Source organism: Staphylococcus microti (genome assembly GCF_000934465.1).
Lineage (GTDB): Bacteria > Bacillota > Bacilli > Staphylococcales > Staphylococcaceae > Staphylococcus > Staphylococcus microti.
This window is the reverse complement of the sequence record NZ_JXWY01000175.1, coordinates 83,987-109,117: the sequence shown is the minus strand read 5'-3', so window position 1 is coordinate 109,117 and position 25,131 is coordinate 83,987. Positions and strand designations below refer to the sequence as shown.

The window sequence follows — 25,131 nt, the reverse complement described above, 5'->3', positions numbered from 1 at the left end:
TCATCAATTTGCACCTCTCAGTCATTAGAGTAGTTACTCAAATTATACATTAAAATAACCCTATAGACCGACACTCTTTTTTTAGTGTCTAATCTATAGGGTCCAGTTTATAATAAGCATTTAATCACACGTTTTTTGTCACTTACTTAGGCTTGTGTGCTACGATTTAAATCATCTATACGAGTAATTTAGATTTATTTGAAAACTATATTTAACTATTTACTTAATCGGTTGTTGTGATATAATCTAATCAATGGGATATGAAGTAAGTGGCAGAAATTTATGGGTATACAGGAAACCTGTAGCGTGGAAAGGGACCAAAAATTTTCAAAAGTAGGAACTCCACCAAAATGAATAAAAGTCTAGCTAAAATTTATTGTATCAAAGCAATGTATTGTCTTATTGCCGCTTTTGCAAACATATTGACCATCATAAAAACACAAAATTTTGCCGTTGCAATGTTAGGTGTGTTTTTATACTTTTCTCCTATAGCAATCGAAAACTACGCAAAAAGCACTCACGGTAAAATCACTATTATTTTACGCAGAATTGGTTATATTCTCCCAACGCTTTTTCTTTTCTTTAATAGCTTATTAGCCATTTTAGTCATTCATTTTCAAAGGTTTAGTATGATTATCAACCAACATTGGTACATCATCAGCTATTTCATCGTATCAATGATTTTAGTTTCCGTATGTATAATAGATATTTTCCTTTATATTTTTTCGACACGGAAACAGTAAAAAGGAGTGAATTATTATGATCGTCGAGATGCTTACAATTTTCATTATTTTTATTTTGACTGGTATCACAGTACTTTATCTCTCAACAGTTGCCTACACCGCTATTAGTGCTTATGAAAACAATGTGAAATTTAATTTTGTCACTTTATTTGCCATGCCTTTTATTTTAATTTGGGGTCATATTCGCATTTACAACGACGTGAAACATGTGGATAAAACAAAGGCACAACAATTATTGATGACTGTTTTCAATGCTTATCCAATTGTTCTATACATTTGTTTAAAAATCATTAAACAAGACGTACCACCAAAACTTTCAATAGAGAAACAACCACGTCAGAAGAAAAAATCAATCGATCGTGTCCTTAAAGGGGAGCCGTATAAGGAAAAATTATCGACTATTTGATACTTATAGAAACGTACAATCTTATCGGTTGTGCGTTTTTTACATTTTATCCAATTAAAAAAAGAACCGGGAATCATATCCCAGTTCTTAATTTGATTTAGTTATTACCGAAAAGGTTGCTGAAAAAGCCACCGTTATTATTGTTATTGTTGTTGTTACTATTACCTTGATTGTTTGAGTTACTCAAGTTTTGACCACTTTGCTTATTGTTAGAGTTGCTATTTGTACCACCGCTAGACTCTGTAAAGTTGCTTGTTACATTGCCATCTGGTGCTTGTGCTACGTATAAGCTACGGCCACTACCACCAACAGAAGCAGGGCGGTCGAAGTCCATACCATCTTGTGGGTTAATATCACCCATAACATCTCTAAATAAGTATTGTGGTAATTTTTGTTCTGATGTTCCGACGAATGAGTTTTCACCGTAAAGTTTTACTTTGCCGAAGCCCATCCATATTGACATAGTGTAACGTGGTGAGTAACCAGCAATCCATACATCTTTCGCTGCTGAATCAGGTAAGCTGTACTCTTGGTATGTTTGATCACCATACGTACCTGTACCTGTTTTCGCTGCAACATTGACACCTGGTACGCCATTACCATAAGCTGAACCGTAAGTATCAAATGTACCTTTTAAGATTTGTGTAATCATATACGCTGTGTAATCGTTCATCGCTTGATGACTCGTATGGTCAAACTCAATTGTATTACCATTTGCTTCAACAACTTTTTTAATAGAATGCGCTTTGTTATACGTACCACCATTCGCAAATGATGCGTATGCAGACGCTAGTTGAACAGGGGAGAATTCAGATGATGAACCACCTAATACTTCTGAAGGTCCAATATTTGGGTTCTCATATTCTAAGCCCACTTTAGCTGAGAAGTCAGTTGGTGCACTATCGCCAGCTTGTTCTTTAACTGTTTGCCATGTTTTCAACGCAGGAATGTTAAAACTTTGTCGCAATGCATCATAGATTGTTACGACGCCATGGCCTCTACCATCGTAGTTTCGGAATGTACCACCATCAAGATAATAGGCTGATTCATCTTGTAACGAATGATTCGTTGCCCATTGTAAGTTATCAATGGCAGGTCCATACGCTAAGAATGGTTTCAATGTTGAACCAGTAGGGTGTGCATCTGTCGCTTGGTTACGTTGTACAACGTCTTTATAGTTTCTACCACCAGAAATCGCTGTCAATGCACCTGTTTGACTGTCAACAATTGTTGCACCCACTTGTTGTTCATCATTTTTGTAGTAACCACCATTATCGATACGGCTTTGCAATACAGTTTGAACATCTTTGTCCATGTACGTATAAATCTTAATACCGCTGTTCAAGATGTCAGATAAGTTACGACCTTTGAACTGTTCATTGTTCATCAGTTCTTGCTTCACAAAGTTCAGATATGAATCATACTGTTGTGAGCTGTCATCTGGCTTGATTTCACGATCTTCCGCTGAACGGTCTACCAAGTTCGCTGTGATAGGTGTATCTTGTGCTTCTTTCTTTTCCTTCTCACTAATACGATTATGATAAGCCATCAAATAGAGCACCGTATCTTTACGTTTCTCTGCTTCTTCCGGATTATCATAGATGTTGTACGTATTCGGCACTTGTGGTAAACCAGCAAGGTAAGCTGTTTCTGCTAAGTTCAAGTCTTTTAAGTCCTTGTCAAAGTAGTATCTCGCAGCTGCCTTAACACCGTACACACCATCAGAGTAGTAAATCTTGTTCAAATACATTTGGAAGATTTCATCTTTAGAATACTCTTGCTCAAGGCGATAAGATAAGTACGCTTCTTGTGCTTTACGCTCAATCGACTTTTGATCCGTTAAAAATGTACGCTTAACAACTTGTTGCGTCAATGTTGATGCCCCTTGTGAACCAAAGCCACCTGTTACGTTCTTAATCACTGCACCAAATAGACGTTTATAGTCTAAAGCACCATGATCGTAGAAACGGTTGTCTTCAGTCGCAAGTACAGCGTCTTTTAGTTGATCTGGTACATCTTTCAAATCAACATGTTCACGTCTCGCACCGTTATCAAGTGTTTTAACAAGTGTATCGTTTTGATCATATATTTTAGCAGGGCTTGGATCTTGTAACTTTGCTTCATTAAATGCGGGTGCTTTCCACGCATAATAAGCGAAAAGTAGCACACCCAGTAATGCTAAAATAACAAAAGCTAATACACAAAAGCTGATCACTTTTATGATTGTGCGCTTAATATTTCTATTCTTTTTTTGACCGGACTTCTTAGAACCATTAGAAGTCCCTTTTTTTTCCGTCATAGGCGGTCCTCACTTTCATCTAATATCAACTTATCAACAGCTTTAAGATAATCTAATCTCGGTTGATACTGATAAGGAATATAGTAACCATTTTCTTGCACTTCTTCAACTGAAATTGATTTTTTGATGTCATCTAAATAGCGTTGCCAAAACCCGATAAAAGCGTTGTATGAGAGTAAATAGGTCTCATCTCTTCCTTTAAAACGCAATAACAAAAATGCAATCCCACCATGCTGCACGACTTGGCGCATATGTTCCACTTGATGTGCATGTATATTTTGGAGTGGAAAAGATGTTTTGTTCGTCGTTTCTTTCGCTTCAAAATCAATGTAGTGCCCACGATAAACACCGTTATAATCCGTTGTAGAAGGCGTTCTAAAGTAAGCCTCTTTAATGACAGCTTGACTCCGTTTTGGGTAATCAACACGTACTACTTGAACGGGTGTTGGTTTTTTATGAATCACCGCAACATCTGTATTCAAGTAATGCTTGTTAGATCGTTCGATGTCCTTTTCCAATGACATACCACGACCACCATATTTAATCGTACTTGATTTCGGTGTACGATGACTTCCGCCTTGAGTCTTATTTTGTCTAAAAGGCTTACCATTTGGGTAGTTCATAGTCTCACCTACATTCCATCTGTTATGCCCTATAAACATATTAGGGTAGGTGGTTTATGAATACGTACTTATTGATATGATTCATAAACTGACATTATTGTAACATAGATGACCGCTCTCTGTTACCCAAAAGCGTGTTGTTATCAAGTTTTGTTGCTTTTTATGATAATATACGGAGTGAGGGTAAGGTGATTTTAATGGCCGAAAATGTATGCCAATCATTACTGTTAGACGTTTCAGAAATTGAATCGAGATACCATGCGGCACGTGCAGGGCATGTGTTTGATTTTCATACAGACATCGTGCCTTTCGTTGCACAAATTGATCAGCAACTTGACGATATGCAGCAAATGACAGACGCATTTTCTACACAACGTACGCGCATAGTAACATTGCTTCAAACTTTATCGGTATCTTGTCACGATAAACGTACAAGCAAAAAACAGTTTTATGATCAACTTAAAACGGTGAAACACGATATAATGACGATGATGCAATAGGCGGTAAAATAGCATGTATAAATCAATGTATATAACAGGTTACAAATCATATGAACTAAATATTTTTAGCGATGATGCCAAAGAAGTAAAATATTTAAAAGCCTTTATTAAACAGAAATTGATTAGTTATATTGAAGAAGGGCTTGAGTGGGTGTTAATACAAGGACAACTCGGTATTGAACTGTGGGCAGCTGACTGTGTGATTGAATTGAAAGAAACATATCCCGAACTAAAACTGGGTGTTATCGCGCCGTTTCAAAATCATACATCTAAATGGCGTGATGCACAGCAAGCGCAATATCAAGCGATGATTGCACAAGCTGATTATGTCAACAGTGTGTATCACACAGACTATGAAGGCCCACACCAATTTCAAGCTGCCGATCAATTTATGTTAGATCATACAGATTTAACAGTCTTAATCTATGATGAAGAACAAGAAGCGAGTCCTAAGTATTTTAAAAGAAAGTTAGTTGATTTTATGGAACAAACACACTATACTTGTGATGTTGTGACATTTGACGAAATCACGAGTTTTATCAATGATTTACAGTGGTCAAATGAAATATGAAATAAATGAGGTGGCGCACATGTCAGATGTTTCGTTAAAATTATCTGCAAAAGATATTTATGAAAAAGATTTTGAAAAAACAGTCGTACGTGGCTATCGTCCGGAAGAAGTCGACGCTTTTTTGGATGACATTATCGTTGATTATCAAAAGATGTCAGATTTAAACAATGAAGTGATTAAGTTATCAGAAGAAAATCACAAACTCAAAAAAGAAATTGAAGACTTACGCATTCGAGTTGCTTCTGGTCGACCACAAGAAAGCAAAGGATTTTCAAGTCAAGGTTCAAGTCAAAACAGTAACGTTGATATTTTAAAACGTATTTCAAATTTAGAAAAAGCGGTCTTTGGCAAATAACCATTGCTTTTAATGATTAAGATGATATAATTTTGAAGTAATATTTTGGGTAATCGCTATAAATTTATATTTATAGAGGAAAGTCCATGCTCACACAATCTGAGATGATTGTAGTGTTCGTGCTTGATGAAACAATAAGTCAAGGCAATGCAAATTGACGGCAACGAATTAACCTAAGTCTTAGGATACGGTTATAATAGTTTGAAAGTGCCACAGTGACGTAGCTCTGCTAGAAATAGTAGAGGTGGAACGCGGTAAACCCCTCGAGTGAGCAATCCAAATTTGGTAGGAGCACTTGTTTAGCGGAATTCAACGCATAAACGAGAATGTATGTAAATCATACTTTAGACAGATGATTACCACCGGCGTACGAGTGCAGCTAGTGCACGTATAAAGTACTAAGGAACAGAACATGGCTTATAGAAATATTACGACTAGTAAACGAGGCTGGGGCATCATATGTGTCCCAGCCTTTATCAATCTATGTATCTAACGAATTTAAATAGAAAAACAACATTTTGGAGGATTAATATGTATCAATTATTAGCGGTATGTCCGATGGGGCTTGAAGCGATTGTAGCCAAAGAGGTACAAGAATTAGGCTATGACACACGTGTTGAAAATGGACGTATTTATTTTAATGGCGATGCACAAGCTATTGTTAAAGCAAACTTATGGTTGCGCACAGCAGACCGTGTGAAGCTGATTGTCGGACAATTTAAAGCAACGACATTTGATGAATTATTCGAAAAAACGAAAGCATTACCGTGGCATGACATCATTCCTGCAGACGGACAATTCCCAGTACAAGGGCGTAGTTTAAAGTCTATGTTACACAGTGTACCTGATGTTCAAGCTATTACTAAAAAGGCCATTGTGGAAAAATTAAAAGCCGAACACCAAGTATCTGGTTGGTTAGATGAAACAGGTGCTAAGTATCCTGTCGAAGTGAATATTTTAAAAGATAACGTCTTATTGACAATTGATACGTCTGGATCAGGCTTAAACAAACGTGGCTACCGACTTGCGCAAGGGGAAGCACCGATTAAAGAAACATTAGCTGCAAGTTTAGTGAAACTAGCAAATTGGACGGGGGACACACCACTTATCGATCCTTTCTGTGGTTCTGGGACTATTGCCATTGAAGCATGCCTAATCGCACAAAATATTGCACCTGGTTTTAATCGCTCTTTCGTCTCTGAAAAATGGTCAATCATTCCAGATGGTTTGTTTGAACAAATGCGTGCAGATGCTGATGCACAAGCTGATTATGACAAAGACATTCAAATCTTCGCTTCTGACATTGATCCAGAAATGATTGAAATTGCACAACGCAATGCGGATGAAGTTGGTGTTGGCGACATTATTCAATTTGAAGTAAAAGATGTCAACACATTAACCGTTGATCATGATGGCCCAATCGGCTTAATCGGTAACCCACCATATGGTGAACGTATCGGGGAAAGAGATGAAGTAGAAGAAATGTATCGCTACTTAGGCAAGTTACTACAACAAAACCCACAACTATCTATGTATATTATGACAAGTAGTAAAGAATTTGAATATCTCGTTAATCGTAAAGCAACGAAACGTCGTAAACTATTCAATGGTTATATCGAAACGACATACTATCAATATTGGGCGAACAAATAAACCTATGTACATTTCAGATCACATTAAAGGGAGTGAGTGAATGAACAATGCTGCTTCATTTAAACAAGGCGTTTTCTTTGCGTTAGCTGCCTATACGATGTGGGGCATTTTGCCATTATATTGGGCACTTATTAAAGGCATTGATGCAACAGAGATATTAATGTTTCGTATTGTGTTGTCTTTACTATTTATGGCAATACTCGTTCCACTTACAAAACAAGGTGCGCAATTAAAATCTGATTTACAACAATTTGTAAAAGCGCCTCAAAAGCTATTAATCATTATCATAGCAGGTTATGTGGTAACGCTAAACTGGGGAACGTTTATTTATGCGATCAATGCAAATTACGTCTTACAAACAAGTTTAGGCTATTATATTAACCCGTTAGTCAGTATCGTACTTGCGATGATTTTTTTCAAAGAACGCTTCAACAAACTTGAATGGTGTGCCATCTTGTTCGCTACAATTGGCGTTCTCTACATGACATTCAAAGTGGGAGAATTTCCATTTATCTCACTTGTTTTAGCCTTTTCATTCGGTATTTACGGTTTGTTGAAAAAGCTTGTACCATTAAGTGCAGTAAGTAGTATCACCATTGAAACCGTTGCGACAGCACCCATGGCACTGATCTATTTGCTTGTAGTCGGACAGACACATGGGCTAAGTGTCGGGTTGAATGGCGCCACATTTTGGTTGCTTTTTTCAGGTATTGTAACAGCCGTCCCATTGCTCGCATTTTCAGCAGCTGCCGTCCGCATACCGTTGTCATTAATCGGCTTCATCCAGTACGTTGGACCGACACTCATTTTCTTAAATGGTATCTTTGTATTTAAAGAACCGTTCAACACGGATCAATTTATTACATTTTGTTTTATCTGGTTCGGTATTTTCATTTATGTGTTATCACAAATTGTGAAAATGCGTCGTAAACCACAACCATTTGCATAGTACGAATAATCAAAAGGGGCTGGCACATAGGAAAAATTTTTTAAATAAGTAAGCAAATATTTGTAAATGGCAGTAGGTGTCTGAAGTGAAAATACGTTTTAAAAAACTTTTTTCACTTCTAGTCACCCTTGCCGGGGCGGGACGACGAAAGCTTTTTGTAAAAATAAGCTTTCTGTCCCGCTCCCTTTTTTTAGGTTACAACGCTGTGCCCCAATAGATGAATACGTACAGAAGTGTATTTCTTATATTTTATCTTTCGCTTAAATGCTATACAATAACATATAAGTACTAACAAACAAGGGGAATTATCACAATGAAAAATATTGAACAGTTAGACATACTTTATAAATTAAAAAAAGAAGTTGAAAAGTCGGACCATACGGCTTTTGTACATACGATTAACCAAGTGATTAAAAAAGTTTATTTAAATCACTATACAATGGCTTTTGTCGGCCACTTTTCTGCCGGTAAATCAACTATTATTAACAATCTCATTGGTCAAGACATCTTGCCAAGCTCTCCGGTACCAACGACAAGTAATACGGCATTAGTTACAGTTGCAGATACGCCGGGAATTACTGCTAATATTGAAGGGCAACAGTACACTGAACTTTCATCTTATGATGATGTAAAGCAAATGAACAAAGAAAACTACAATGTGGAGTCGATTGATATTCGTTTCCAATCCGACGACTACCACAACGGTTTTACGTTCCAAGATACACCGGGTGTCGATTCCAACGTTAAATCACATAGTCATAGTACAGAACGCTTTTTATACACAAGTAACATGGTTTTTTATACAGTGGATTACAACCATGTGCAATCTGCTTTGAACTTTCAATTCATGAAGCAATTAAACGAAGCTGGGATTCCAGTGACGTTTATTATTAACCAAATTGATAAACATAACGATGCGGAACTTTCTTTTGAGGCATTTAAAGCACGTGTGTCAAAATCATTAGCAGATTGGGACATTACACTCGAAAAAATCTTTTATGTCACAAAGTTTGAACATCCTGAAAATCAATTTGAAGCATTAAAAGCGTATATGCACGAACAAGATGAACATCGTGAACCGCTGGCAGATTATGTTGCACGCATGGTTGACTTTATTCAAACACATCAATCAAACTATTTAACACAGCAAATGGACAGTTGCCTAGAAGCATTAAATATCGAAGCATCTGCTTTTGACGACGCTTATGAAAAACATTTAGAAGAAGTGTCAGTCCACGATGAAGCACAATTAATCGGCAATCCAGAAGCGTTGCGACAACATTTAGAATCGCAACGTAAGTCAATTATCGACAACGCTTATATTATGTCCCATGACATGCGTGAACATATTCGTTTTTATTTAGAAAGTATGACGAAAGATTTTTCAGTGGGCGGTCTTTTTAATAAACGTAAAAAAATTGAACAAGCACGTGAAGAACGCCTTGCCACACTTATGTCAGCACTACAAACACAAGTAACTCAAGAAATTTTAAAACCAATGCAGGCAGATATGGTATTTTTAACGCGTTTTATTGATGATACAGCTCTTAACGACCGTATTTTAAATCAAAACATTGATATTCCGGCTACACTCGTTACAGATTTATATCAAATGCAAGTAAAAATCAGCAACCAGTACGTCTTAACTTTTTCTGACGCATTGATGAAAAAAATCGGTCAATACGTGATGAAACAGTCTCAGCCACTCGATGACGAGATTGTCAACAATGTGCAAGTAGAACTCAATCATGTGTCACACAATGATGAGACGGATGCTTATGAGCGCTATCACACATTGCGTGTGTTAAAAACATCATTAGACACAGAAAACTATCAACATTATTACATTCATCTCGATGATTCACTCGATAAGTTGATTGACCGCACTCAAATTACGTATACGCCTGCGCAATCAACGACTCAAACGCGTGAGACAATTGATGAAAATGTCACTAACGCTACAAATTCACATCAATCTCAGCGTGATCATATTGAACAGGCACTTTCAACTTTATCTGAACTGTCACTATACGATGCACAAGTAAAAAATATGCAAGATACCATCACACGCATGGACAATCAAGTGATTAAAATAGGGGTGTTCGGTACGTTTAGTGCCGGTAAAAGTAGCCTTATTAACGCACTGCTCGGCGACCAATATTTAGTGAGCTCACCGAACCCAACAACGGCAGCAACGACTGAAATCTCATACGGTAATCAAAATACTGTAACGTTCAAAACGAAAGAGATGTTATTAGATGAATTGAATGATGTCGTTGAAGCTGTCGACTATCATTTTACGTCGATTGATGACTTTTTTGCACAAGACTTACGAGATTTAAAAGGGCGTATTGATAAAAATAAACTCGCTTTTATTGAAGCGATTGAAACGAATTATACGCTATATGAATCATTGACAACTGACAGCTATGACCTGGAAATTCCACAAGATGAACTTAAAAAATGGAGTGCAAAAGATGCGTATGCAACGTTTGTCAAAACCGTTCATTTACAGCTTGAACATGACTGGCTAAAAGATAAAATTATCGTTGACTCACTTGGATTGTATTCAAACAACCAACGTCATACGAATGAAACAGAAAAAATCTTAGCGACTGCAGATTTAATTTTATATGTAAGTTATTTCAATCATGCTTTTACTGATAATGACAAGGCGTTTATTGAACATATGAAAGAGATGAACCAACTTATTGAACATCAAGCATTCAAAATGGTCATTAATGCGACAGACCTTGCTGAGAGTACCGAAGACCTTCAGGCGGTACATGATTATACGAAAGACGCACTTGCACAAGTCGGTATGCATTGCGACATTTTTGACGTTTCGAGTCGTGAAGCACTACGTGGTGGCGATGCAGGTGTCGATCAACTACAAACTGCGATTCAAACATTTGCGGACGTCGAATCAAAACAAGTGCTTGAAAAGCAAGTCATCCATCAGTTAGAGGCGATTACACAATCACTTGAAACGATGCTTGCCGATGTTGAAAACAACGCACAACAAATCGAGCAAAACCGTCAATACTTGCAACGCTTTGAAACGACACGCGTATTCCCTGAACAAATCATTCATGCCGTTCAACAGCAATACAACAGTGAACTAGACGATCAAATTTATTATCTTAATGAGCGTCTTAACATTCAGTTACAAGATAATGTCAAAGCGGTCTTTAATACACAAATGACAGATACCGATGACTTTAAAGTGGCAAAACGACATGCTGCAAAGACGTATCTTGATCACATACACCAAAAATTGTATTTAGAACAAACTTTGCTCGTAAATCGTATGAAAAAGCATTTTGAAACACAATTTGCGCATCAGCTGGCGCCAAACGTGACTGAAATGGCCCAACATCATATTATTGTACAACCAGATCATCAGCTGACAGCGGAAAATATTGAAAAACCATATTTACAATTAGATTTATCGGCGTTTGTTGATGCGTTACCTAAACAATTAACTAAAAAGAACGTCCTACAACCGAAACAGCAACAACAAGTGCAAACACTCATTAAAGAGATGACAGTCACACAATTACAGCCTCGTCTTGAGCAATTAAAAGAAGCACTACACACATATGCTGACGGTTTAAAAACATCAGCACAACACGAATTAGCAACACTTGAACAAGCGGCACAACAAGAGATCAGCAAATTGTTAGCGTTTGAATTAGATCAAACACAACAAAAGACATTACAACAAGCATTACTTAAACTTAAACAAATATTGAATTAAAGGATAATGATTATGACGAAACGCATACTATTAGTAGATGGCATGGCTTTGTTATTTCGCCATTTCTACGCAACAAGTGTTCACAAAAATTTTATGATAACATCAAAAGGCATTCCAACGAATGGCACACAAGGCTTTGTCCGCCATGTTTTACGTGCAGTTACAGATATTCAACCCACACATATGGCGATTTGTTGGGATATGGGGAAAACGACTTTTCGTAATGAACTGTTTCAAGGTTATAAACAAAATCGACCTGAGCCACCCGAAGCGCTCATGCCACAATTTTCACATGTTCAGCATATTTCAGAAGCGCTCGGTTTCTTTAACATCGGCTTACCGAATTACGAAGCTGATGATGTTATCGGAACACTCGCAACACAAACAGGGCAAAACATGGAACATCAAGTGTATGTGATAACAGGTGACCGTGATTTACTGCAATGTACAGCTGAAAACATTCACATATGGCTTGTTAAAAAGGGCTTCACAGAGTATTTGAAATTCGATGATGCCGCTTTTCGTGACCATTATGGCTTAGCACCAAAACAACTGATCGATGTCAAAGCATTTATGGGAGATACAGCTGATGGTTATCCTGGCGTCAAAGGTATTGGCGAAAAAACAGCCATTAAGTTAATTCAACAATATGGCTCTGTTGAGAATGTCATCGCCAACATTGCATCGTTAACAGCAGGACAACAGAAAAAAATTAATGCAGATATGGACAACTTAGTTTGTTCAAAACAACTTGCTGAAATTGTCTGTGATGCACCAATCAACACAGATGAACTATGGCAACAGATGGCATTCACACCTGATTTCTCACATATTTTAAACGTATGTGATCAACACGAATTACGTGTCGCTAAAAAATATGTTCAAACATTATAATCTCAATACAATATAAAAAGAGACGGTAGCTGTACATTCAAACGTGTACAAGTACCGTCTCTTTATTTGGTTATCGCATCAAATTAAATAAATAATGAAAATATATTGACTAAACACCCTTTCAGCAGTCTAATGATATTGTGAGTTATTAACTGACTTACATTTCTATGTGTAAGGAGGTGAGCCTTATGCGAGACATAATAAAAATGTTCCTAGAATATCCAGTATTCGCCGTACTGATTATCCCAGGAACATTAAAACAACTTAGGCTATGGCATCTTGGTTACATTAGCCAAAAGCCTAACAACAAAGAATAAACATTATGTGGAGCTCTGTGCTCCACCCTTACACATTTATCTTACTATTAATATTTGGAGGTTTCAAGTATGAGCTTTGTGAACTATTTGACGCTGTTTTTACTGTGCCTACCGACATTATTATTCATTGGAAGAAAAACACATTTTTGGTATTTAGACAAGAAACGTCAACGTGAAAAAATATAATGAAATAGAGCAAACATGCAAACATACTATAAAAAGTACTTGATATTTTCCTTTGATGATAGACAGGATTTTTTTATCCTGAGTGCTATTAATTTTTTTATGTATCAGCTTCTAAAAGAATAACTTCATTTGCTAAGTTGCTTAAACTTTACGTGATAATAGCTGGAACGAACTATTCTATTGCAAGACGCCTTGCAGCATAAGCCGTAAAAATGCTTCAAATTAAAGTGTTTATTAGTTCGAGTGAGTCTTGCATGAAAGCGAGCGATAAAAAACAATGATAGCAAAAAATATCCTGTACATATCCAGGTACTTGTAAAAATCTATCCATCAAAAGATAGACAGCTTATAAAAAGAGAAGGTTTCTTTTCAAAATGAATTATCGTCTCTTTCTTCATATATTCTCTATTGTTTTGTTGCACGATAAAGGGTTTGTTGTGCGAGTTGATTCGCTTCTTTATTTTGTCCACGTGGCACCCACTTCACAAAACATAAATCAAACTTTTGTGCGTGTTGATTGAACTTTTCTAAATATGGTTTAAATTGTTTGTTTTTTACATAATTGCGATTGACCGCATCTTCTATTAATTGAGAATCTGTATATATCAATGCGTTAGGGACTTGTAACGCTATGGCTTGTTGTAACGCATAAATTAACGCTTCCCATTCCGCGCTATGATTGTCCATTTCTCCTAATACTTGCGCATACGTGTGGCGCTCCGCTTTTTCTACAATCACAATACCACAAGCACTCATACCGGGATTTCCTTTAGTCGCTGCATCAAAATAAATTTTCGCCATGCTATCAAACTCCTTAACTATAAAAAAGGGGACATCAGAAAGTTCAACACATTCTGAGTCACCCTTATTATGATATATCAATCTTTAAATGTCATCATCATTGATTTTACCACGACGATACATTGACTTCGCCCAATAACCGAACGGCACATTGAAAATCGTAGAACCTAATTTTAATAAATATGTCGTTATGAATATTTCAAAAATCACTTGGCTTGGTAATGGACCGCCATAAAAAGCAATCAATACAAATAATGCCGTATCAATAATGGAACTCAATGTTGTACTACCGTATGCACGGATAATAAATGTACGATCTGATTTAAACACTTTTTTAATGGCATTAAACACAAAGACATCTATATGCTGTCCAATAATATATGCGACAATCGACGCCAATGCGATACGTGGAATCACACCGAAAATAGTTTGTAACGCATCTTGTGCAACATCCGCTTCACTCGGTGCGAAAGCTAATGAGATTTGCATAACAACAATCATCACAAGTGTTGAAGAAAAACCAAGCCACACTGCTTTTTTAGCGACTTTACGACCATAAATATCGTTCAAAATGTCTGTCGCTAAATAAATAGAGGCAAACATAACATTCCCTAATGTTGCAGAGATTGTAAAAATATCGACCGTTTTTAACACTTGTATATTGGCAATAATCGTTCCCATAGCAACCCAAGCATACAAACCTTGCTTCCCGAAAAATCGGAACATCATTACCATTAATACAAAAGTGACTAGAAAGGCACCCAGACCTACTAACTCGTTATACATAAAACATCCTCCTAAATTTTGATAATGCGGGTGTTTAGAAACCGCTGATTAACAACTTATCTATCATAAAACAGTCAAACTTATTTTTCAATAACGATTTACACATCGCGTACATATATCCTTTGATCATACTTAACACATTTTTAGTCTTGTCCGATCTATAGATAAACTATTCAGTTGAGGTTTGAGTCAAACATTTCAACACGCGTGCGAATCATGTTACCATTATGTATGTTTGTATCACGACAATTAAGAGAGGTGACAGATATGTTAACTGAAGACAAAAAAGTAGCAATTGCAACGATTGATACATTAATGAACGACTATTGTTCGCAATGCCTCATCAAATCGCACTTGCGAAAAGAAGAGAGTAAAACGGCTGCACATCATTTTTGTATTCATTCTTGTTCAATAGGTCAACGTATCCAAACCTTAGGTAAGCAATTGCAATAACCATTGCATAACGGGGGTAATACGCAATATGGAAATTATAAAAATTGAACCGACGCCAAGTCCGAATACGATGAAAGTCGTTATTTCGGAGCAACGTCAAGATAATCAATCAACGACCTACACTGAAATCAACGAAAACCAACCAGCATTTATTAATCATTTGTTAGCTGTCGATGGTGTGAAATCCATTTTTTACGTTTTAGATTTTTTGGCGATTGACAAAATACCTAAAGCAGACTGGGAAGATGTGTTACCACGTATTACAGCCACACTTACGGGGAGAAACATGACACGCAACAGTCTGCTGATACACAAGCCCATTTTGGCGAAGTGAAAGCAGAAATATTAAAATTTAAAGATATTCCTTACCAAATTAAATTAACGACACCGACGGAGGAAGTACGACGTCAGCTAGAAGATAGATTTATAGAAGCTATGACAGCTGCACAACAACCAGGAGACAATGTCGTATTTTTAAGAAAATGGCATACACTCGGCATTCGTTACGGGACACTTGAGGAAATCATGGATGAAGTAGAAGAGGAAATGCAGGCACTTTATCCTGACAATGCGTTACAACAACTCGTTGAACGTGCACAACAAACGACGGATATTGTACCTCAAAAGGCATACTATCATGTTACATTAGCGGACTATGAACAAACAGCTGACTGGAAAGAACGCCTACGTATGCTCACTGCTTTTCCGAAGCCAACTGAAGCCGACTATCCTTTATTAGCATATGCTTTAACAGAAGACAAAGTACAGTTACGCCGAGAAGCTGTCGTTTTGTTAAGTATGATTGAAAGTAAAGAAACACTACCTTATTTATATCGAGGTTTGGAAGATAAGAGTCCAGCTGTAAGACGAACTGCTGGCGACGCATTAAGTGATTTAGGCTATGCAGAAGCACTTCCAGCTATGGTCCGTGCATTAGATGACCCGCATAAAATCGTACGTTGGCGTGCGGCGATGTTTTTATTTGATGAAGGCGGGGTAGAACAATTAGCAGCTTTAAAAGCACATCAAGATGACGCTGCCTATGAAGTACGCCTACAAATTGAAATGGCGATAACACGTATTGAACAAGGTGAAGCAGCGTTAGGCTCCGTATGGAAACAAATTGCCAATCGCAAACGCTAAATGGTGTTATAATGACAAAAGATAAAACATTCAAGATATAAAAGGAGCGAATCACTCATGAATGCTTATGATGCATATATGAAAGAATTAGCAGCACAAATGCGCGGAGAATTAACACAAAATGGTTTTACGAGCTTAGAAACTTCTGAAGCTGTGACATCACATATGGATGCACGCAACGAAGATGAAACGACATTTGTAGTGATCAACTCAACATGTGGTTGTGCCGCTGGTTTAGCACGTCCGGCTGCAGTTGCCGTAGCTGAACAAAACGATAAAAAACCAGATCATAAAGTGACGGTTTTTGCTGGGCAAGATAAAGAAGCAACTGAAACGATGCGTGCATACATCCAACAAGTACCATCAAGTCCTTCTTTTGCATTGTTCAAAGGAAAAAATCTTGTGCACTTTACACCACGTGAACATATTGAAGGTAGAGATATTAATGATTTAGCGATGGATATCAAAGAAGCATTTGATGCACACTGTTAATCATACTATGCTGGGGCACAACGTATCATTTGTCCCAGCATTTGTTTTTTGTTTTTCAAATCTTTAAAAATCGTCTATTATAGAGATTAAAGGAAAGAGGTGAACGTCATGAATCCATTTGATAGCGCATATCATGATTTATGTACGGAAATATTAAAAATTGGCAATGAACGTGATGACCGCACAGCAACTGGGACTATTTCAAAATTTGGTCATCAATTGCGCTTTGACTTATCAAAAGGTTTTCCGTTATTAACGACCAAAAAAGTATCATTTAAACTAATTGCAACTGAACTCATTTGGTTTATTCGTGGCGATACCAACTTAAGATATTTACTGCAATATAACAACAATATATGGAATGAATGGGCATTCGAAAAATATGTTCAAAGTGCAGTTTATACAGGGCCTGATATGACAAACTTCGGTCACCGCGCATTAACAGATCCAACGTTTAAAGCTTTGTATGATGAGGAAATGGCAAAATTTAAACAAGCCATTCTCGAAGACGACGCATTTATGCAAAAACATGGTGATTTAGGCAACGTCTATGGCAAACAATGGCGTGATTGGGTTGGTGCTGATGGCAAACATTATGATCAGCTTCAAACTGTCATTGAACAAATTAAACATAATCCGAACTCAAGACGTCATATTATTAGCGCGTGGAATCCTGCAGAAATTGACACAATGGCATTGCCACCATGTCACACACTTTTTCAATTTTATGTTGAAAATAATAAGTTGAGCTGTCAGCTTTATCAGCGTAGTGCTGACATTTTCCTAGGCGTACCATTCAACATTGCAAGTTATAGCTTGTTGACACATTTAATCGCAAGAGAATGTGGCCTAGAAGTTGGCGAGTTCGTTCATACGTTTGGTGATGCACACATTTACAGCAACCATATTGACGCTGTACAAACACAGTTAGCCCGAACAAGCTTTGCGCCACCAACGTTACGCATCAACTCTGATAAGTCGATTTTTGACATTGATTATGAAGATTTAGAAATCATTAACTACGAGTCGCACCCATCTATTAAAGCACCTATCGCGGTGTAATTTCGAGGAGTGATTATCTTGACGTTATCCATACTCGTCGCACACGATGAAAATCGAGGCATTGGTTTTAACAATCAATTACCATGGCATTTGCCGAATGATCTTAAACATGTAAAAAAACTAACGACAGGCCATACGCTCGTTATGGGACGCGCAACATATGAATCTATTGGCAAACCTTTGCCAAACAGACGTAATGTCGTGCTGACACGTAATCCTGAATTTCAAGCAGAAGGTGTGGATGTCATTCACAACCTCGATGCTATTTCACAATTAGAGGGCAAAGTCTTTATCTTTGGCGGACAAACGCTTTTTGAATCATTTATTGATAAAGTAGATGATATGTACATCACAGTGATTCATGATAAATTCCAAGCGGATACGTTTTTCCCACCTTATACTTTTGAAAATTGGCACGTTGACTCAGCAATTGAGGGCACCGTAGACGATAAAAATAAATATGCACATACATTTTTACATCTCACTAGAAAATAAACTGGAGGCTATACACTATGCAACGTATTATTGTTACAGATTCTACATCTGATTTAGATCCATCATTTTTTGAAGAACATAATATTCACGTCATTCCATTAAGCGTGACAATTGATGGTAAATCATATGAAGACCAAATTGATATCTCGTCAGAGGAATATACTAAATATTTAGCTGAAGGTAACCATGATTTAAAAACGAGTCAGCCACCACTTGGGCAGTTCGTTGAAAAATATGAAGAATTAATGAAAGATGACGTTGAAATTATCAGCATTCATTTATCATCAGGGCTGAGTGGTACCGTTCAAACCGCACGTCAAGCGAGTGAAATGGTTGACGGTAAAATCACTGTCATTGATTCAAAATCTATTTCTTGGGGACTGGCATATCAATTACAATATTTAACGAAATGGATTGAAGAAGGCATTCCGACAGAGGACATTTTGAAAAAACTTGAAAAGATACAAAAAAATATTAAGTTATTCGTTATTATCGGACAACTTGATCAATTAATTAAAGGTGGCCGTATCAGTAAAACAAAAGGCTTTATCGGTAACTTAATGAAAATTAAACCGATTGGCGAAGTCGTAGACGGTAAACTTGAAATGATTCACAACGTCCGTACACAAGGTGCATGTATTAAACAAATCATAAGCGACCTTAAACCGTTCGTCGGTGATGGCAAGCTAGAAGCAGTCGGCATTTCTCATGCAGATGCAGAAGGTTTCATGCACAAATTTAAAGAAAAGCTTGATGAAACATTTGAAGTCGGGCGTTTCCAATTAAACCACACATCTCCTGTTATCTCAACACATACAGGAACAGGTGCCATTGGACTCATCGTATTAAAAGAAGGAACGTACTAATACCAATTAAGGAGGTATCGTTATGGCTCTTGCAACACTCGCAGGCGGATGTTTTTGGTGTCTTGTTAAACCATTTACATCTTATGATGGTATCGAAGGCATCGTATCAGGTTATAGCGGCGGTACGGTTAAAAATCCAACATATGAACAAGTATGTAGTAACTCAACAGGTCATGTAGAAGCTGTACAAATCACATATGATCCAGACATCATCTCATATGACGCAATTTTAGATATTTATTTTAAAACATTCGATCCAACTGATCAGAATGGACAATTTTTTGATCGAGGCGATAGTTACCGTCCTGTTATTTTTTATCACGATACAGAACAACAACAAACAGCATTGAATAAAATCAAAACTTTAGATGCACAAGGTATTTTTAACAAACCGATTGTTACACCCGTAGAACCTTATAAAAACTTTTATCCTGCTGAAACACATCATCAAGACTATTATCTTAAAAATCCATTGCATTATGAGCAGTATCAAAAAGGTTCTGGAAGAAAAGCTTTTATTGAAGCACATTGGGGGGAAACACAATGATTAAAAAAGATAAATCAGAATTGACAGACCTCGAATATCTTGTCACACAACAAGATGGCACAGAGCCACCTTTTGAAAATGAGTATTGGAATCACTATGAAAAAGGCATCTATGTCGATAAACTTTCAGGCAAGCCTTTGTTTACGTCCGAAGATAAGTTTCAATCAGACTGTGGCTGGCCAAGTTTTTCAAAAGCGATTAACGATGAAGAAATTATTGAACTCGTTGATAAATCTTTTGGCATGTTACGAACAGAAGTCCGTTCAGAAGGTAGTAACAGTCATTTAGGACACGTGTTTAACGACGGTCCAAAAGAATTAGGCGGTTTACGTTATTGTATCAATTCTGCCGCAATCCAATTTATTCCATATGAAAAATTGGAACAACTCGGATACGGCGAATTCGTTCAAATGTTTAACAAATAAAGAGGAGTGAACATGATGTTTAAGAAATTATTCGGAAAAGGTAACGAAGTAAGTAAAGATATTAAAATTTATGCACCCATGACAGGTGAATATGTAAAAGTTGAAGATATTCCAGACCCTGTTTTCGCACAAAAAATGATGGGTGATGGTTTCGGCGTGAAGCCAACAGAAGGTAAAGTGGTATCACCAATCGATGGTGTTGTAGATAATGTATTCCCAACAAAACATGCGATTGGTCTTAAAGCTGACAATGGCTTAGAAGTTCTTGTACACATCGGTTTAGATACTGTTCAGTTAAACGGTGAAGGTTTCGAAACACTTGTTGAAAGTGGTGACCGCGTATCTGTTGGTGATGATCTTGTCACATTTGACTTAGACTATATCAACGAAAACGCGAAATCAATTATTTCACCAGTGATTATGACAAACTCTGCTGAACATGTTGAAACGCACCAAATTCATGAAGAACAAGCCTTAACAAAAGGACAATCACTTGTTGTAGACGTGACAGTCAAATAATGAAAGATGCCTCTTTTTACCAATTCGCTTTGACAGTTAGAGGTAGACGTGATGACAAAGGTGCATTTGCAGAGATGATATTTGAAGATCTAGATTTTCCTAAATATGAATCTGACTTCGATCAATTGTCTGATTACATTGAAACGGAAGGCAATTACACTTTGCCTTTATCCGTATTCGATGCACTTTATGAAGAATATCAAGAATGGCTTCAGTTCTAACATTGCTTGGAACATTGTGCGTCGCCATCTTGATGTATCACAAATAGCTTGTTTTAAAAGAAGCTGCGCCATACTTAAAGTCGCCTTTAATGATTATGCCGATTTTAAGTTGATGGCAATAGGTGTCTGAAGTGAAGTTGTTTTTTAGCCTTTTTACTTCTCATCACACCCATGCCAGGACGGGACAACGAAAGCTTTTGTACTAATGAGCTTTCTGTCTCGTCCTATTTCTTTGTCTAGCAGTTAAAGTATTACTACGAAAAGGGAGTTGAAAGATGAAACCATTTAACACGAAAAAATCATCATCTAAAAATGCTAGCACACCTACATATGTCCCATTAAAATATTTTGTCATTGGTATTATTTTAACCATGGTATTTACAGCGCTACTATCCACCTTAGGTATGTGGTATTGGAAGCATCATTCAACGGATCCAACGATCGAAGAAAATGCTAAAAAATTAAGCGATGTGTATGAAGTGATCGCAACAGATTATTATAAAAATACCGATAAAAATGCGTTACTTGATGACGCCATCGAAGGCATGACAAAAAGCCTCAACGATCCATATACAGAATATATGACGAAAGAGGAAACAAAATCATTCAACGAAGATGTATCCGGTGACTTTGTCGGTATCGGTGCGGAAATGGAACAAAAAGACGGACATATTTATATTGCGAGTCCAATCAAAGATGCACCAGCTGAAAAAGCAGGCATCCAACCTAAAGATGAGCTGATCGCAGTCGATGGACAAAAAGTAAAAGGGAAACAGCTTAATGAAATTGTTAAAAAAGTGCGTGGTAAAAAAGGTACAAATGTAAAATTAACGATTAAACGTGGTGGCGAGCTAAAAGAATTCACAGTGACACGTGATACAATCCATGTGGACAGTGTAAAAACTGAAAAACATGGTAACACACATGTGTTTAAAGTGAATAAATTCCAAGAAGGCACTGCAAAAGAATTAAGAACAGCCATTGAAAAAGCACAAAAACAAGGGGCTAAAAATATTTTAATCGACTTGCGTAACAATCCTGGTGGTTTACTGGATGAAGCTGTTGACATGGCAAATATTTTCCTTGATCAAGGGCAAACAGTTGTCCAATTAGAAAAAGGTAAAGAAAGACAAGTCATTCAAACAGAGCAAGAACCGCTTAAAGGAGTCAACAAACTTAATGTCTCTATACTTATTAATGAAGGTTCTGCAAGTGCTTCCGAAGTATTTACAGGTGCTTTAAAAGATCATAAAGTAGCTAAAGTTTACGGTCAAAAATCATTTGGTAAAGGTATTGTCCAAACGACACGTGAATTTAGCGACGGTTCATTGTTGAAGTTTACCGAAATGAAGTGGCTTACACCCGATGGCCATTACATTCATGGAAAAGGCATTCAGCCTGATGAAAAAGTCGAAGGTGCAAAATATGAAAATATGAAAGTGATTCCTTCTGACAAAACCTTTAAACAAGGCGACCATTCAAACTATGTTAAGTCTGTTAAAATTGGTTTAGACGCGTTAGGTTACAGTGTCGGTGACATTAACGAAGACTACGATGCAACGCTCGAAAATGCCGTTCGATTATATCAAACAGATCATAATCTTGAAGTTGATGGTATCTTCAATAAAGAAACCAATCAAAACATGACAGAACAACTCGTTAAAAAAGCATCGGAAGAAGATACGATGTTAAAACGTACGATAGATAAGCTGAAGGAGTGATGAACGATGCGACTTGCAACTTTATCTGATTTACAACAAATCTACGTATTAGTGGAAGAAGCAAAAGAATTAATGCGTCAAGACAACAATCCACAATGGGATGCACATTATCCAGTACTCGATGATTTTAGACAAGATATCGCAAAACAGACACTATTTGTTGACGATGAACAAGATGTTATCAAAGGTTTTATTGTGATTAACGATGAATCGCCGAGCTGGTACGATCAGCTTGAATGGCCGATTCGTCGCGATAATGTGTTAGTCATTCATAGACTCGTCGCATCATCACAATATCCCGGCACAGCACAAAAATTAATGGATTTTGCATTGCTCTATGCTCGTCAACATCAACACGACGCATTACTTACGGACACATTTTCTCAAAATCAACGTGCACAAAAACTATTTAGCAAGCATAATTTTGTTAAAACTGGGGAAATGATAAGTAACACTTTCCCTTTTGATAAAGGAAAGCCGTTTTACGCATACTATAAAATAATCAATTAGAATGAGAGGGACTTTATGGTTAAAATTGCATTTACAGGTGGCGGCACAATCGGCCACGTATCCGTAAACTTAAGTTTAATTCCAGCAGCCATTGAAAAAGGGTACGACACGATGTACATTGGATCAAAAGATGGCATTGAACGTGAAATGATTACATCTCAATTGCCAGATACACCGTATTATCCAATCTCTAGTGGTAAACTACGTCGATATCTCTCAATGGAAAATTTAAAAGACGTTTTTAAAGTATTGAAAGGTATTTTAGATGCACGCAAAATTTTAAAATGTGAACGACCAAATCTTATTTTTTCAAAAGGAGGATTTGTTTCTGTTCCTGTGGTACTCGCAGCTAAATCACTTAATATCCCAGTCATTGTACATGAATCGGATTTAACACCTGGATTGGCAAATAAAATCGCAATCAAATTCGCTAAAAAAATCTATACGACTTTTGAAGATACATTGAAGCACGTCCCAAAAGATAAAGGGGTGTTTGTCGGTGCAACCATTCGTGAAGATTTGAAAAATGGCGATAAAAATCGTGGATACGCATTGACAGGTTTCCAACCAACTAAGAAAACACTACTCGTCATGGGAGGCAGCCTCGGTAGCGCCAAAATCAATGATAGTCTTCGCCAAGAATTAGATACATTGCTAGAGAATTACCAAGTGATTCATTTGACAGGTAAAGGTTTAAAAGATGACAGTATTCAAAAACATGGGTATGTACAATATGAATTTGTCACAGATGAACTTACTGACTTGTTAGCAATAACGGATACAGTTATTTCACGTGCAGGTTCTAATGCAATTTATGAATTTTTAACGTTGCGCATTCCAATGTTGTTAATTCCATTAGGCTTAGATCAATCTCGTGGAGACCAAATTGATAATGCGAATTATTTTGTCAAACAAGGCTATGCCCTTACATTAGATGAAGCAACATTATCAGCAGGTATGATCAGTACCGCATTACACAACCTTGAGCAGTCTCGTGATACGTATATTTCAGCAATGCAAAACTTCACTGAAAGTTATACGAAAGAAGCATTACTCAATAAAATTATTGAAGATGGACGTGCGTAAAGGAGTAAACGATGGCACATTGGAAAAGGATTTTATTTTTAATTGTATGTACATTGATATTTATCCTCATTGGTTTTTATCATCAATCATCACTCGGACAGTGGATTGATCAAAACATTTATAACGTTATTTTTGCCAGTGAAAGTCAATGGACGACAGTCGGCTTTAAAACTGCAACATTTATTGGCGAGGTTGGAAGTATGGTTGTTTTGACGTTACTCACTGTATTATTGTTAGTACGTTATCACTATCGTGTGGAAGCACTATACTTAGCACTCACAATGATTTTATCCGGATTAGCAAATCCCATTTTAAAACACATATTTGATAGAGAGCGTCCAAACATTATGCGCCTCATTGATATTTCGGGATTAAGCTTTCCAAGTGGGCATGCGATGGGATCTACAGCATTTTTTGGTAGTTTATGCTTTATCGCACTGCGCATTCTTAAAGGACAAGCAAAACTGTGGATGAGTAGTTTATGTGTTGTGATGATTGGTCTTATCTGTGCATCACGCATTTATCTTGGCGTGCATTACCCTACAGATATTATGGCAGGGATTCTAGGTGGTCTCTTTTTTATCACACTCACACAACTCATTCTTCAAAAGCCATTGAAACTTTCATAATTTAAAAAGCCGTTGCATCTTAGCGTATGCAGCGGCTTTTTATTTTACGTTTAATATCAACGAAATTTTTATACGGGCATATAAAAGGGGATATTACTTGAAAATGACTCAATCAAAAG

At 37.0% G+C, this 25,131-nt stretch carries 28 protein-coding genes, 1 other RNA gene and 1 pseudogene; 26 read left to right on the top strand and 4 right to left on the bottom strand.

All coding sequences use genetic code 11. From position 1 onward, the window contains the following. Positions 1-350 precede the first annotated feature (350 nt). Both TP70_RS11665 and TP70_RS11660 read left to right on the top strand, forming a co-directional pair. A complete protein-coding gene (locus TP70_RS11665) occupies positions 351-743 on the top strand; it encodes a hypothetical protein (RefSeq protein WP_052502916.1) in 393 nt (130 codons plus the stop codon). A 16-nt stretch (positions 744-759) separates the two neighbouring features. Next, complete coding sequence (locus tag TP70_RS11660) at positions 760-1,149, top strand: hypothetical protein (protein WP_044361804.1); 390 nt, start codon at positions 760-762, stop codon at positions 1,147-1,149. A 97-nt stretch (positions 1,150-1,246) separates the two neighbouring features. On the opposite strand, the gene TP70_RS11655 is transcribed toward TP70_RS11660, so the two are convergent. Further along, positions 1,247-3,448 carry a transglycosylase domain-containing protein gene (locus TP70_RS11655; protein WP_044361802.1) on the bottom strand — a complete coding sequence of 734 codons (2,202 nt, stop codon included), beginning with the start codon at positions 3,446-3,448 and terminating at the stop codon, positions 1,247-1,249. Next, positions 3,445-4,071 (bottom strand): Holliday junction resolvase RecU, encoded by a 627-nt coding sequence (gene recU / locus TP70_RS11650; RefSeq protein WP_044361801.1) that lies wholly within the window; start codon positions 4,069-4,071, stop codon positions 3,445-3,447. Before recU ends, TP70_RS11655 begins: the two co-directional genes overlap by 4 nt. A gap of 197 nt (positions 4,072-4,268) precedes the next feature. Between recU and TP70_RS11645 the strand changes: the two genes are divergently transcribed. The 10 genes from TP70_RS11645 (at position 4,269) to TP70_RS12825 (ending at position 13,256) form a co-directional block, all read left to right on the top strand. Next, positions 4,269-4,571 (top strand): DUF1798 family protein, encoded by a 303-nt coding sequence (locus tag TP70_RS11645; protein ID WP_044361800.1) that lies wholly within the window; start codon positions 4,269-4,271, stop codon positions 4,569-4,571. A 13-nt stretch (positions 4,572-4,584) separates the two neighbouring features. Further along, positions 4,585-5,142, top strand: coding sequence for an SLOG family protein (locus tag TP70_RS11640; protein ID WP_044361799.1), 558 nt, complete (start codon positions 4,585-4,587; stop codon positions 5,140-5,142). A gap of 19 nt (positions 5,143-5,161) precedes the next feature. Further along, complete coding sequence (gpsB, locus tag TP70_RS11635; protein WP_044361798.1) at positions 5,162-5,497, top strand: cell division regulator GpsB; 336 nt, start codon at positions 5,162-5,164, stop codon at positions 5,495-5,497. A gap of 41 nt (positions 5,498-5,538) precedes the next feature. Then, an RNA gene (rnpB, locus tag TP70_RS12110) (RNase P RNA component class B) lies at positions 5,539-5,922 on the top strand. 106 nt (positions 5,923-6,028) lie between these two features. Continuing rightward, positions 6,029-7,150 carry a THUMP domain-containing class I SAM-dependent RNA methyltransferase gene (locus tag TP70_RS11630; protein WP_044361796.1) on the top strand — a complete coding sequence of 374 codons (1,122 nt, stop codon included), beginning with the start codon at positions 6,029-6,031 and terminating at the stop codon, positions 7,148-7,150. Between the two features lie 40 nt (positions 7,151-7,190). Continuing rightward, positions 7,191-8,099: an EamA family transporter RarD gene (gene rarD / locus TP70_RS11625; protein WP_044361795.1), complete on the top strand. Its 909-nt coding sequence runs from the start codon at positions 7,191-7,193 to the stop codon at positions 8,097-8,099. Positions 8,100-8,412: 313 nt separating this feature from the next. Beyond that, positions 8,413-11,859 (top strand): dynamin family protein, encoded by a 3,447-nt coding sequence (locus tag TP70_RS11620; protein WP_044361793.1) that lies wholly within the window; start codon positions 8,413-8,415, stop codon positions 11,857-11,859. A 12-nt stretch (positions 11,860-11,871) separates the two neighbouring features. After that, positions 11,872-12,753 (top strand): 5'-3' exonuclease, encoded by an 882-nt coding sequence (locus TP70_RS11615; RefSeq protein ID WP_044361791.1) that lies wholly within the window; start codon positions 11,872-11,874, stop codon positions 12,751-12,753. 188 nt (positions 12,754-12,941) lie between these two features. Further along, positions 12,942-13,070 carry a hypothetical protein gene (locus TP70_RS12830; RefSeq protein WP_240626974.1) on the top strand — a complete coding sequence of 43 codons (129 nt, stop codon included), beginning with the start codon at positions 12,942-12,944 and terminating at the stop codon, positions 13,068-13,070. Positions 13,071-13,139: 69 nt separating this feature from the next. After that, on the top strand, positions 13,140-13,256 hold the full coding sequence (locus TP70_RS12825) for a hypothetical protein (protein ID WP_240626973.1): 117 nt from the start codon (positions 13,140-13,142) through the stop codon (positions 13,254-13,256). Between the two features lie 405 nt (positions 13,257-13,661). On the opposite strand, the gene TP70_RS11610 is transcribed toward TP70_RS12825, so the two are convergent. After that, positions 13,662-14,057 (bottom strand): ribonuclease HI family protein, encoded by a 396-nt coding sequence (locus TP70_RS11610; protein WP_044361789.1) that lies wholly within the window; start codon positions 14,055-14,057, stop codon positions 13,662-13,664. Positions 14,058-14,141: 84 nt separating this feature from the next. Further along, positions 14,142-14,843 carry a queuosine precursor transporter gene (locus tag TP70_RS11605; RefSeq protein WP_044361787.1) on the bottom strand — a complete coding sequence of 234 codons (702 nt, stop codon included), beginning with the start codon at positions 14,841-14,843 and terminating at the stop codon, positions 14,142-14,144. Positions 14,844-15,059: 216 nt separating this feature from the next. On the opposite strand from TP70_RS11605, the gene TP70_RS11600 reads away from it, so the two are divergent. From TP70_RS11600 to TP70_RS11535, 14 genes and pseudogenes are all read left to right on the top strand, one after another. Further along, positions 15,060-15,296 carry a zinc-finger domain-containing protein gene (locus TP70_RS11600; protein ID WP_411914118.1) on the top strand — a complete coding sequence of 79 codons (237 nt, stop codon included), beginning with the start codon at positions 15,060-15,062 and terminating at the stop codon, positions 15,294-15,296. A gap of 28 nt (positions 15,297-15,324) precedes the next feature. Next, positions 15,325-16,439, top strand: a pseudogene (locus tag TP70_RS11595) (conserved virulence factor C family protein). Between the two features lie 57 nt (positions 16,440-16,496). After that, positions 16,497-16,931 carry a bacilliredoxin BrxA gene (gene brxA / locus TP70_RS11590; protein WP_044361785.1) on the top strand — a complete coding sequence of 145 codons (435 nt, stop codon included), beginning with the start codon at positions 16,497-16,499 and terminating at the stop codon, positions 16,929-16,931. 108 nt (positions 16,932-17,039) lie between these two features. After that, complete coding sequence (locus TP70_RS11585) at positions 17,040-17,993, top strand: thymidylate synthase (RefSeq protein WP_044361783.1); 954 nt, start codon at positions 17,040-17,042, stop codon at positions 17,991-17,993. An 18-nt stretch (positions 17,994-18,011) separates the two neighbouring features. After that, positions 18,012-18,488, top strand: coding sequence for a dihydrofolate reductase (locus TP70_RS11580; protein ID WP_044361781.1), 477 nt, complete (start codon positions 18,012-18,014; stop codon positions 18,486-18,488). Between the two features lie 17 nt (positions 18,489-18,505). Further along, positions 18,506-19,354, top strand: coding sequence for a DegV family protein (locus TP70_RS11575; RefSeq protein WP_044361779.1), 849 nt, complete (start codon positions 18,506-18,508; stop codon positions 19,352-19,354). Between the two features lie 22 nt (positions 19,355-19,376). Continuing rightward, a complete protein-coding gene (gene msrA / locus TP70_RS11570; protein ID WP_044361778.1) occupies positions 19,377-19,901 on the top strand; it encodes a peptide-methionine (S)-S-oxide reductase MsrA in 525 nt (174 codons plus the stop codon). Next, positions 19,898-20,326, top strand: coding sequence for a peptide-methionine (R)-S-oxide reductase MsrB (gene msrB, locus TP70_RS11565; protein ID WP_044361776.1), 429 nt, complete (start codon positions 19,898-19,900; stop codon positions 20,324-20,326). The genes msrA and msrB overlap by 4 nt, the downstream gene beginning before the upstream one ends. A gap of 15 nt (positions 20,327-20,341) precedes the next feature. Further along, complete coding sequence (locus TP70_RS11560; RefSeq protein ID WP_044361774.1) at positions 20,342-20,845, top strand: PTS sugar transporter subunit IIA; 504 nt, start codon at positions 20,342-20,344, stop codon at positions 20,843-20,845. Further along, complete coding sequence (locus TP70_RS11555; RefSeq protein WP_044361772.1) at positions 20,845-21,066, top strand: YozE family protein; 222 nt, start codon at positions 20,845-20,847, stop codon at positions 21,064-21,066. Before TP70_RS11560 ends, TP70_RS11555 begins: the two co-directional genes overlap by 1 nt. Before the next feature lie 275 nt (positions 21,067-21,341). Further along, complete coding sequence (locus TP70_RS11550) at positions 21,342-22,787, top strand: S41 family peptidase (protein WP_044361770.1); 1,446 nt, start codon at positions 21,342-21,344, stop codon at positions 22,785-22,787. A 6-nt stretch (positions 22,788-22,793) separates the two neighbouring features. Further along, positions 22,794-23,297, top strand: a complete 504-nt coding sequence (locus TP70_RS11545; RefSeq protein WP_044361769.1) for a GNAT family N-acetyltransferase — start codon at positions 22,794-22,796, stop codon at positions 23,295-23,297. Positions 23,298-23,312: 15 nt separating this feature from the next. After that, positions 23,313-24,383, top strand: a complete 1,071-nt coding sequence (locus TP70_RS11540) for an undecaprenyldiphospho-muramoylpentapeptide beta-N-acetylglucosaminyltransferase (RefSeq protein ID WP_044361767.1) — start codon at positions 23,313-23,315, stop codon at positions 24,381-24,383. A gap of 11 nt (positions 24,384-24,394) precedes the next feature. Beyond that, on the top strand, positions 24,395-25,012 hold the full coding sequence (locus TP70_RS11535; RefSeq protein ID WP_044361766.1) for a phosphatase PAP2 family protein: 618 nt from the start codon (positions 24,395-24,397) through the stop codon (positions 25,010-25,012). Positions 25,013-25,131 lie beyond the last annotated feature (119 nt).

Bases quoted from the DNA above. Each gene is read 5' to 3' on its own strand.
- TP70_RS11610 (WP_044361789.1), bottom strand. From the start codon at position 14,057: ATGGCGAAAATTTATTTTGATGCAGCGACTAAAGGAAATCCCGGTATG.
- TP70_RS11605 (WP_044361787.1), bottom strand. From the start codon at position 14,843: ATGTATAACGAGTTAGTAGGTCTGGGTGCCTTTCTAGTCACTTTTGTA.
- TP70_RS11655 (WP_044361802.1), bottom strand. From the start codon at position 3,448: ATGACGGAAAAAAAAGGGACTTCTAATGGTTCTAAGAAGTCCGGTCAA.
- TP70_RS11630 (WP_044361796.1), top strand. From the start codon at position 6,029: ATGTATCAATTATTAGCGGTATGTCCGATGGGGCTTGAAGCGATTGTA.
- TP70_RS11535 (WP_044361766.1), top strand. From the start codon at position 24,395: ATGGCACATTGGAAAAGGATTTTATTTTTAATTGTATGTACATTGATA.
- TP70_RS11555 (WP_044361772.1), top strand. From the start codon at position 20,845: ATGAAAGATGCCTCTTTTTACCAATTCGCTTTGACAGTTAGAGGTAGA.
- recU (WP_044361801.1), bottom strand. From the start codon at position 4,071: ATGAACTACCCAAATGGTAAGCCTTTTAGACAAAATAAGACTCAAGGC.
- TP70_RS11640 (WP_044361799.1), top strand. From the start codon at position 4,585: ATGTATAAATCAATGTATATAACAGGTTACAAATCATATGAACTAAAT.
- TP70_RS11575 (WP_044361779.1), top strand. From the start codon at position 18,506: ATGCAACGTATTATTGTTACAGATTCTACATCTGATTTAGATCCATCA.
- gpsB (WP_044361798.1), top strand. From the start codon at position 5,162: ATGTCAGATGTTTCGTTAAAATTATCTGCAAAAGATATTTATGAAAAA.
- TP70_RS11615 (WP_044361791.1), top strand. From the start codon at position 11,872: ATGACGAAACGCATACTATTAGTAGATGGCATGGCTTTGTTATTTCGC.
- TP70_RS11560 (WP_044361774.1), top strand. From the start codon at position 20,342: ATGTTTAAGAAATTATTCGGAAAAGGTAACGAAGTAAGTAAAGATATT.
- msrA (WP_044361778.1), top strand. From the start codon at position 19,377: ATGGCTCTTGCAACACTCGCAGGCGGATGTTTTTGGTGTCTTGTTAAA.
- TP70_RS11600 (WP_411914118.1), top strand. From the start codon at position 15,060: ATGTTACCATTATGTATGTTTGTATCACGACAATTAAGAGAGGTGACA.
- TP70_RS11585 (WP_044361783.1), top strand. From the start codon at position 17,040: ATGAATCCATTTGATAGCGCATATCATGATTTATGTACGGAAATATTA.
- TP70_RS11540 (WP_044361767.1), top strand. From the start codon at position 23,313: ATGGTTAAAATTGCATTTACAGGTGGCGGCACAATCGGCCACGTATCC.
- rarD (WP_044361795.1), top strand. From the start codon at position 7,191: ATGAACAATGCTGCTTCATTTAAACAAGGCGTTTTCTTTGCGTTAGCT.
- TP70_RS12830 (WP_240626974.1), top strand. From the start codon at position 12,942: ATGCGAGACATAATAAAAATGTTCCTAGAATATCCAGTATTCGCCGTA.
- TP70_RS11665 (WP_052502916.1), top strand. From the start codon at position 351: ATGAATAAAAGTCTAGCTAAAATTTATTGTATCAAAGCAATGTATTGT.
- TP70_RS11550 (WP_044361770.1), top strand. From the start codon at position 21,342: ATGAAACCATTTAACACGAAAAAATCATCATCTAAAAATGCTAGCACA.
- TP70_RS11645 (WP_044361800.1), top strand. From the start codon at position 4,269: ATGGCCGAAAATGTATGCCAATCATTACTGTTAGACGTTTCAGAAATT.
- TP70_RS11620 (WP_044361793.1), top strand. From the start codon at position 8,413: ATGAAAAATATTGAACAGTTAGACATACTTTATAAATTAAAAAAAGAA.
- brxA (WP_044361785.1), top strand. From the start codon at position 16,497: ATGAATGCTTATGATGCATATATGAAAGAATTAGCAGCACAAATGCGC.
- TP70_RS11545 (WP_044361769.1), top strand. From the start codon at position 22,794: ATGCGACTTGCAACTTTATCTGATTTACAACAAATCTACGTATTAGTG.
- msrB (WP_044361776.1), top strand. From the start codon at position 19,898: ATGATTAAAAAAGATAAATCAGAATTGACAGACCTCGAATATCTTGTC.
- TP70_RS12825 (WP_240626973.1), top strand. From the start codon at position 13,140: ATGAGCTTTGTGAACTATTTGACGCTGTTTTTACTGTGCCTACCGACA.
- TP70_RS11660 (WP_044361804.1), top strand. From the start codon at position 760: ATGATCGTCGAGATGCTTACAATTTTCATTATTTTTATTTTGACTGGT.